Origin of the sequence: Pseudoduganella sp. RAF53_2, from assembly GCF_052113985.1 — a bacterium.
Taxonomy (GTDB): Bacteria; Pseudomonadota; Gammaproteobacteria; order Burkholderiales; family Burkholderiaceae_D; genus Rugamonas.
In genome coordinates this window covers 1-6949 of the sequence record NZ_JBFRDW010000297.1, presented here as the reverse complement: position 1 = coordinate 6949, position 6949 = coordinate 1, and the positions used below count along the sequence as shown (strand labels likewise).

The window sequence follows — 6949 nt, the reverse complement described above, 5'->3', positions numbered from 1 at the left end:
TCTTCCGTCTCGCGCCACGCCGGGTTGAACGGAATGCAGGACACCGGGCACACCTGCTGGCATTGGGGCTCGTTGAAGTGGCCCACGCACTCGGTGCACTTGTTCGGGTCGATCTCGTAAATCTCGGCGCCCATATAAATCGCGTCGTTCGGGCACTCCGGCTCGCAAACGTCGCAATTGATACAGTCGTCGGTAATCATCAAAGCCATGGCAATACTCGCTTATTCGCCCTTGTTGGCCGCGATCTTCTTGCGAAGCCAGCGGTCGACCGAGGGGAACACAAACTTGGATACGTCGCCGCCCAGCTCGGCAATCTCGCGCACGATGGTGCCCGAGATGAACTGATACTGGTCGGAAGGGGTCAGGAACAGGGTTTCGACGTCGGGCAGCATATAGCGGTTCATCCCCGCCATCTGGAACTCGAATTCGAAGTCGGACACCGCGCGCAGGCCGCGCACGATCACGCGCGCATCATGTTCGCGCACGAAATCCTTCAGCAGGCCGGAAAAACTCTCGACCTTCACGTTCGGATAGTGGCCCAGCACCTCGTTCGCAATCTCCAGCCGCTCTTGCACGGTGAAGAAGGGGCGCTTGTTCTTGCTGTCCGCCACGCCAACGATCAGGGTGTCGAACAGGCCGGACGCACGGCGCACCAGATCCTCGTGGCCACGGGTCAGCGGGTCGAACGTTCCTGGATAAACTGCTGTAACCATTACGGCTCCCTGCTTAAAAGCATCATTCAGACGCGCATTATGCCTGAAAATCAGGCACTTGCCCGTAGCAGGTGGTAGTAGACCATGCCTGCTTTGTCGGATCGGATCACTTCCCAGCCGGGCGTTTCGCCCAGCGGAGTGTCTGATTCAGCGTAGACCAGCCCACCTTCCTTCACTAATTGTAGGCACAGCGGCAGGCTACGGCTAAGCAAATCCAGCTGATAGGGCGGGTCCAGGAAGATCAGGTCGAATTTCTCGCCACGTGCGGCCATCGACTGTGCGGCCGCCAGCGCATCGCCGCGGGTGACGCGTACCGTACCCGCATTCAGCTTGGCCTTGTTCGCTTCCAGTTGGCGTACGACCGCGGTGTTGGCGTCGATCATGGCCACAGCGGCTGCGCCGCGGCTGGCGGCTTCGAAACCGAGCGCGCCGGAGCCGGCGAACAGGTCCAGGACCTGTGCGTCGTCCCAAACGCCGTCGCGCAAGTGATTAATCCAGTTGAACACCGTTTCGCGGACGCGATCCGGCGTAGGCCGCAAGCCCAGCGCATCAAGCACCGGTAGCGGCGTGCGTTTCCAGGCACCGCCAATGATGCGTACCTGTTGAGGTTTCTTCTTTTGCATGGACCATATTATCGCCGAAACCGTTACCCCCGGTGGCAGGCACGGCGTGCCTGCCACCAGTTTCACGCCGTGGGTTTCAATGCGATTCGGCGGCCAGGGTATTAAAGTCGCTGATCCAGCCCTGCATGCGTTTCTGGGCGTGCGCCTTCTGTTCCGGCGTAGCGATATGCACCACCAGATTCACCAGCTCCACCGTGCTATTGGTGTAGGTGTCGAAGAAGGGCTTGCGTTCTGAATGCTCCATGCGGTCAAAGCTCTGCCGGATCAGATCCTGAATCCACCCGGTGGCCACCTCCTTCGAAGGTTTCTCCGTCATGATGCGTTTCGCCAGGTTCAGGATATTGCGCTGCCTGCGTGTGCGCTCATCCAGCCACAGCGCATTGTCCAGCGGACGCGCGTCGGAAGCCTTGCGGATGATGCCTTCCTGCTCCTTGCTGAAACTGCCGAACCACAGTTCGAACTGCTCCATCGATTTCTTGTACCGGAACTTGTTCTGCTCCTCCGCGTCGCCCTTCATGTTCTCCTTGCGGAACTTGGCGTTGTTCTTGGCGAATTTCTTCTCCATCTGCGCCAGCTGCTCGGGCTTCAGCGACAGGGCCAGATCGGCAATATCCGGTGAAGCTTTGATCAGCAGGGCCATGGTGCGGGCGCGGATATCCTGATAATCCGCCAGCAGATCGGCCTGGGTGACATTGCCCTGCAACTGCTGCTGCGCCTTCTGCATCACCTGCACGTAGTCGCGCAGCTGAGTCTTGCGGTGCCAGCGGAAGAGGTCATCAATGTCCTGCTTCACCTCGCCCTTCTGCCCGGAGTCGAAATCGACATAGGCATCGAGCCACCAGTACAGCAGGGTATCGCCGTTGTTGTAGGCGAGGCGAAGAGAGCTGCACGCCGCGAGCAGAAGTAACAAAGCCGCTACGATGCACGTGTTAAACTTTCTCATCTGTTAACTCACAAATTGAACGGTCTATGAACGTCGTCATCCTCGCCGCTGGCATGGGCAAGCGTATGCAATCTGCGCTTCCAAAAGTCCTTCACCCGCTGGCAGGTAAGCCACTGTTGTCGCACGTTATCGAAACGGCACGCAGCCTTTCTCCCGCCAAATTATGCGTGGTTTACGGGCACGGCGGCGCAGCGGTGCTGGCCTCGCTAGGCAAATACATGACCATGGGCGGTACGACCATCCTGTCCGCCCTGCAGGAACAACAGCTGGGTACCGGCCACGCCGTGATGCAAGCCCTGCCGCATCTCGACAATGACGTGCCGACCCTGGTGCTGTACGGCGACGTGCCGTTGACCACGGATGACTCGCTGCGCCGCCTTGCGGAAGCGGCCGGCAACGACAAGCTCGGCATCATGACCGTGATCCAGGATGATCCCTATGGCCTGGGCCGCATCGTCCGCCACGGCGGCGCCATCAAGCGCATCGTGGAAGAAAAGGATGCCACTGAAGCTGAGCGCCTGATCAAGGAAATCAACTCCGGCATCATGATCATCCCGACGCTGAAGCTGAAGAAGTGGCTGAGCGCGCTGAAGAACGAGAATGCGCAGGGCGAGTATTACCTGACCGATATCGTCGCCATGGCGGTGGAGGAAGGCGTGGGTGTGGTGTCCGCCCATCCGGGTGCGCAATGGGAAGTGCTGGGCGTGAACAGCAAGGTGCAGCTGGCCCAGCTGGAGCGCATCCACCAGACCAATATTGCCAACGCTCTGCTGGAACGCGGCGTCACGCTGGCCGACCCGGCGCGCATTGACGTGCGCGGTGAACTGATCTGCGGCCGCGATGTGAGTATCGACGTCGGCTGCGTCTTCGAAGGCAAGGTCGAGCTGGGTGAAGGCGTGACCATCGGCGCCAACTGCGTGCTGGTCAACGCCACCATCGAAGCGGGCGCCTATATCAAGCCCTTCTGCCATATCGAAGAAGCCAAGGTCGGCCCATCCTCGCAAATCGGCCCATATGCCCGTCTGCGTCCCGGCACTGAACTGGGCGAAGACGTCCACATCGGCAACTTCGTAGAAGTGAAGAACAGCCAGGTTGCGGCACACAGCAAGGCCAACCACCTCGCCTACGTGGGCGACGCCACGGTCGGCTCGCGCGTGAACATCGGCGCCGGCACCATTACCTGCAATTACGACGGCGCCAACAAGTTCCGCACCGTGATTGAAGATGACGCCTTTATCGGCAGCGACAGCCAGCTGGTGGCGCCCGTAACGGTTGGCGCCGGCGCCACTCTGGGTGCGGGCACCACCCTGACCAAGAACGCGCCGCCAGGCAAGCTGACCATCAGCCGCCCCAAGCAGCTGACCATCGAAGGCTGGACCCGTCCGGTCAAAGTGAAGAAGTAAGCACCAACTCGCTACGCCGTTCCCCGGCGTAGCGCATCAACTGCGGGAAGAATTCCTCAAAGCCCTCGGCAATGGCGGCATAGTGCACGCGCACGTCCGCCAGCCCCGCACGCAGTAGCTCGCCATTGCGGCTCAGTCGCTGCGAAATGCGCGTCACCGCCCTCTCCACGCCTTCCAGTTCGCCATAACTGCCCAGCCAGTCCTGTTGCACGATGCGCGGCGCCAGCACCCGCAATTTCTCCGGCAGCATTTCCTGATGCGCCAGCAGCGCGCGGTAAAAGCGTTCGATAAATTCCGGCCTGTGGATATCGCAGAAGTTATCCCAGCGCTGGCTCAGGAAATGGTCGTACAGCACGTCCAGCACGATGCCGGCATACCGCCGCCGGCCTTCGCCAAACATTTGCACGGATGAGCGGAACACCGGATGGTTGTCCGTAAAGCTGTCGATATTCCGGTGCAGGATGATTTCCAGCGCGATCTCGGCCGGATAGTTCCGCACATCGTTCGCTTTCACGAAATCGCCCAGCATCGCCCCGATCATGGCCGCGTCGCTCTGGCGGGCTAGCAGGATGTGCGCGAGATAGTTCATGCGCCCATTCTAGACGGCTGTGGATAAAGATGTGCAAAAGCACGTTTGAAAGGGTTTAAGAAGCCCGGTATAAGGACTGGATAGCATCTGAATAAGCGCCAACTGGTATGGTCCAGTTATCCCCAGCGCACTACCCAGCATAACTTTCGCATGAGGCTGTGGAAAAGCCTGTGCATACCAATTTCATAAGTCAGGATAACTTCGAATTGTGGATAAGGCTGTGTGTAAGCCTGCTTGAATCCGGTGAAAAGCACGTGCACAGCGCTGAATAACCCAACGTTGCTGCACGGCTAATGTGGAAAACACTGTGGAAAGGCCAGTGGATTGCATTGGAAAACTGGTCTACACCGAGATTCTGGTTTCAARCTTGCTCCGAAATGTGGAGAAGTAAGCCTTTACATTGCGAACATTGGTCTGGGTTGCGAACAAACGGTGGGCCAGGGCGTGGTAAGCCGGCATGTCCGCCACCTGCACGATCAGCACAAAATCCGGACCCGGCGACACGCGATAACACTGCAGTACCGCTTCCTCGCCGGCCACGCGCGCCTCGAACTCATCCATGCGATCGGAGGCCTGCACATCCAGCGTGATCTCCACARTCGCCGTCAGCCGCGCTCCCACTTTTTCCGGCGAGACGATGGCCACCTGCCGCTCGATCACGCCGCTTTCCGTCAACTGTTTGACTCGCCGCAAGCATGTCGGTGGCGAAACATGTACCGTTTGCGCCAGTTCCGCATTGGTTTGCGCCGCATCTTGTTGTAAAGCGTTTAATATGCGACGATCTATTTCGTCAAAATTTTCGTTCATTTGAAAGAATATTTCATGCATCAGTAGCGATGAAATATTCTGTCACGCACGGGTAAATTAAGAAAGCATATTTCATCGCCACTGCTCTACGATAAATCCATTAGTTTTTCTTTTACGAGAAGAGGCATTTATGTGCGGCATCGTCGGCGCGGTAGCGCAACGCAATATCACTCCAATCCTGCTGGAAGGCCTGAAGCGCCTGGAATATCGCGGTTATGACTCCTGCGGCGTCGCCCTGCACGTGGACGGCGCCCTGCAGCGTTCCCGCAGCACCTCGCGCGTGGCGGACCTGGAAAAGCAGATCAACGAAGTCGGCCTGCAAGGCTTCACCGGCATCGCCCACACCCGCTGGGCTACTCACGGCGCCCCGGCCTCGCACAATGCGCACCCGCACTTCTCGCCAAGCTCGGACAACGCCCGTATCGCCCTGGTTCACAACGGCATCATCGAAAATCATGACGAGCTGCGCGCCGAGTTGACCAAACTGGGCTATGTTTTCCAGAGCCAGACCGACASCGARGTSATCGCCCAYCTGGTCGACCACATGTACAACGGCGACCTGTTCGAAACCGTGCAGCAAGCCGTCAAGCGCCTGCATGGCGCCTACGCCATTGCCGTGTTCAGCCGCGAAGAACCACACCGCGTGGTCGCCGCGCGCCAGGGCTCGCCGCTGATCGTGGGCCTGGGACAGGGCGAAAATTTCGTCGCGTCCGACGCCATGGCGCTGGCTGGCACCACCGACCAGATCATCTACCTGGAAGAAGGCGACGTGGTCGACCTGCAGCTGGGCCGTACCTGGATCGTCGACGTGCACGGCCGCCAGGTTCAACGCGAAATCAAGACGGTTCACGCTCACACCGGTGCGGCGGAGCTGGGTCCCTACCGCCACTTCATGCAGAAGGAAATCTTCGAGCAGCCACGCGTAGTGGGCGACACGCTGGAAGGCGTGACCGGCGTGATGCCCGAGCTGTTCGGCGACGGCGCCTACAAAGTCTTCAAGCAGATCGACCGCGTGCTGATCCTGGCTTGCGGCACCTCCTACTACGCCGGCCTGACCGCCAAATACTGGATCGAATCGATCGCCAAGCTGCCGGTGAACGTGGAGATCGCGTCCGAATACCGCTACCGCGACAGCGTGCCGAATCCGAATACGCTGGTGGTCACCATCTCCCAGTCCGGCGAAACCGCCGACACCATCGCCGCGCTGAAGCACGCGCGCGAACTGGGCATGGAGCACACCCTGACCATCTGCAATGTGTCCACCAGCGCCATGGTTCGCGAGTGCAAGCTGGCCTACATCACCCGCGCCGGCGTGGAAGTGGGCGTGGCCTCCACCAAGGCCTTCACCACCCAGCTGGCCGCACTGTTCCTGCTGACCCTGAGCCTGGCGCAAGTCAACGGCCGCCTCACTGATGAGCAGGAAGCCGCACACCTGAAGGCGATGCGCCACCTGCCGTCCGCCATCGCATCCGTGCTGGCGCTGGAACCTCAGATCATCGCCTGGGCCGAAGAGTTCGCCCGCAAGGAAAACGCGCTCTTCCTGGGTCGCGGCATGCACTACCCGATCGCCCTGGAAGGCGCGCTGAAGCTGAAGGAGATTTCCTATATTCACGCCGAGGCCTATCCTGCGGGAGAACTGAAGCACGGCCCGTTGGCGCTGGTGACGGAAGAAATGCCTGTCGTGACGATCGCGCCGAACGACGCATTGATCGAAAAGCTGAAATCCAATATGCAGGAAGTGCGCGCCCGCGGCGGTCAGCTCTACGTCTTCGCCGACGTCGACTCCCGCATCACTTCCGGCGACGGCGTCCACGTGATCCGTCTGCCGGAACACTACGGCCAACTATCCCCGATCCTGCACGTCGTCTCCC

At 59.8% G+C, this 6949-nt stretch carries 8 protein-coding genes; 2 read left to right on the top strand and 6 right to left on the bottom strand.

Features of this window, described 5'->3' with window-relative positions; translation table 11 throughout:
- The 4 genes from AB4Z11_RS17945 to AB4Z11_RS17930 all read right to left on the bottom strand — a co-directional run.
- Nucleotides 1-209, bottom strand: a 209-nt coding sequence (locus AB4Z11_RS17945) for a YfhL family 4Fe-4S dicluster ferredoxin (protein ID WP_442026605.1), incomplete at its 3' end; no start/stop codon positions are given.
- A gap of 12 nt (nt 210-221) precedes the next feature.
- The gene (gene coaD / locus AB4Z11_RS17940; RefSeq protein WP_442026604.1) at nt 222-713 is read right to left on the bottom strand and encodes a pantetheine-phosphate adenylyltransferase; all 492 of its coding nucleotides are present in this window, start codon (nt 711-713) and stop codon (nt 222-224) included.
- A 50-nt stretch (nt 714-763) separates the two neighbouring features.
- Nucleotides 764-1336 carry a 16S rRNA (guanine(966)-N(2))-methyltransferase RsmD gene (rsmD, locus tag AB4Z11_RS17935; protein WP_442026603.1) on the bottom strand — a complete coding sequence of 191 codons (573 nt, stop codon included), beginning with the start codon at nt 1334-1336 and terminating at the stop codon, nt 764-766.
- Nucleotides 1337-1412: 76 nt separating this feature from the next.
- Entirely contained in the window at nt 1413-2279 is an 867-nt protein-coding gene (locus AB4Z11_RS17930) for a DUF6279 family lipoprotein (RefSeq protein ID WP_442026601.1), read from the bottom strand.
- Between the two features lie 26 nt (nt 2280-2305).
- On the opposite strand from AB4Z11_RS17930, the gene glmU reads away from it, so the two are divergent.
- Nucleotides 2306-3682, top strand: coding sequence for a bifunctional UDP-N-acetylglucosamine diphosphorylase/glucosamine-1-phosphate N-acetyltransferase GlmU (gene glmU, locus AB4Z11_RS17925; protein WP_442026600.1), 1377 nt, complete (start codon nt 2306-2308; stop codon nt 3680-3682).
- Here the strand turns inward: glmU and AB4Z11_RS17920 are convergent.
- Both AB4Z11_RS17920 and AB4Z11_RS17915 read right to left on the bottom strand, forming a co-directional pair.
- Nucleotides 3666-4271, bottom strand: coding sequence for an ACP phosphodiesterase (locus AB4Z11_RS17920; protein ID WP_442026599.1), 606 nt, complete (start codon nt 4269-4271; stop codon nt 3666-3668). The genes glmU and AB4Z11_RS17920 overlap by 17 nt on opposite strands.
- A gap of 342 nt (nt 4272-4613) precedes the next feature.
- Entirely contained in the window at nt 4614-5078 is a 465-nt protein-coding gene (locus AB4Z11_RS17915) for an Lrp/AsnC family transcriptional regulator (RefSeq protein WP_442026598.1), read from the bottom strand.
- Between the two features lie 130 nt (nt 5079-5208).
- Between AB4Z11_RS17915 and glmS the strand changes: the two genes are divergently transcribed.
- On the top strand, nt 5209-6949 hold a 1741-nt coding region (gene glmS / locus AB4Z11_RS17910; protein ID WP_442026597.1), incomplete at its 3' end, for a glutamine--fructose-6-phosphate transaminase (isomerizing).